This is a genomic window from Streptomyces sp. NPDC017890 (assembly GCF_044328675.1).
Taxonomy (GTDB): Bacteria; Actinomycetota; Actinomycetes; order Streptomycetales; family Streptomycetaceae; genus Streptomyces.
The window spans coordinates 1-1,371 of record NZ_JBIRHU010000147.1; the positions used below are offsets into that span (position 1 = coordinate 1).

Annotated in this window: 2 rRNA genes and 1 pseudogene; 2 read left to right on the plus strand and 1 reads right to left on the minus strand. The window is 59.9% G+C overall.

The window, feature by feature from the left end:
- Nucleotides 1-462, plus strand: a 23S ribosomal RNA gene (locus ACH4F2_RS36110); the annotation flags it as partial.
- A gap of 159 nt (nucleotides 463-621) precedes the next feature.
- A 5S ribosomal RNA gene (rrf, locus tag ACH4F2_RS36115) occupies nucleotides 622-738 on the plus strand.
- Between the two features lie 288 nt (nucleotides 739-1,026).
- On the opposite strand, the pseudogene ACH4F2_RS36120 reads toward rrf, so the two are convergent.
- A pseudogene (locus ACH4F2_RS36120) lies at nucleotides 1,027-1,371 on the minus strand (PLP-dependent aminotransferase family protein); the annotation flags it as partial.

Genomic DNA, 1,371 nt, shown 5'->3' on the forward strand with positions numbered 1-1,371 from the left:
ACCCCGGGGATAACAGGCTGATCTTCCCCAAGAGTCCATATCGACGGGATGGTTTGGCACCTCGATGTCGGCTCGTCGCATCCTGGGGCTGGAGTAGGTCCCAAGGGTTGGGCTGTTCGCCCATTAAAGCGGCACGCGAGCTGGGTTTAGAACGTCGTGAGACAGTTCGGTCTCTATCCGCCGCGCGCGTTAGAAACTTGAGGAAGGCTGTCCCTAGTACGAGAGGACCGGGACGGACGAACCTCTGGTGTGCCAGTTGTTCCGCCAGGAGCACCGCTGGTTAGCTACGTTCGGAAGGGATAACCGCTGAAAGCATCTAAGCGGGAAGCCTGTTCCAAGATGAGGTTTCTCACCCCCTCGAGGGGGTAAGGCCCCCGGCAGACCACCGGGTTGATAGGCCAGAACTGGAAGTGCAGTAATGCATGCAGGTGACTGGTACTAATAGGCCGAGGACTTACCACAAAGAAGCTACGCGTCCACTGTGCGGTATCTGAAACAACACACAGATACTGATGAGAAACTCTGTTTTCTCCGTCATCCATCCACCCGGTAACGGGTTCGGGTTGATGCACGGTGAAACCAGGTGATCAGAAGTTGGTTACTGTGACAGTTTCATAGAGTTACGGCGGTCATAGCGAAGGGGAAACGCCCGGTCCCATTCCGAACCCGGAAGCTAAGCCCTTCAGCGCCGATGGTACTGCACTCGACAGGGTGTGGGAGAGTAGGACACCGCCGAACACAACGTAAGAGAAGCCCCCCAACCAGTCATGGTTGGGGGGCTTTCTCGTACCCAAAACACACCCACCACCCCGCCCGACGTCGAGCGAACGGTACCTTCGTCGCCTCAGATCGACCGAACGTACCGTTCGCACGATCAGGGCAGGCACTGGCGGCACCGTCGCGGCCGGCTCACCACCCCCGACGTCGAGCGAACGGTACCTTCGTCGCCTCAGATCGACCGAACGTACCGTTCACTCGATCCTGGCAGGGCAGGGCAGGTGAACGGCTGGACAGAACCGACAGGCGTTATCGCAGAGCCGCCTGCAGCACCTCGCAGAGCACGTCCAGCGTCCTCCAGTACTGCGACTGCGTCGGCGTGCTGTAGCCGACGACGATGCCGTCACTGCCGACTGACGACACGTCGGGATGTCGGAAGACGGACAGCCCTTCGAGCCCGAGATCGCGCGCCTTGGCCGCTGCAAGCACAGATTGTTCGGTGCCGGAGGGAAGACGGATCACAGCGTGAAGTCCCGCGGAGATCCCCTCGACCCTGACCTGGGGTACTCGCTGCGCAAGGGTCGCAACCAGTTGATCGCGTCGTCGTCGGTACGAGGTCCGCATCTTTCGAATATGGCTGTCGAATCTTCCGGA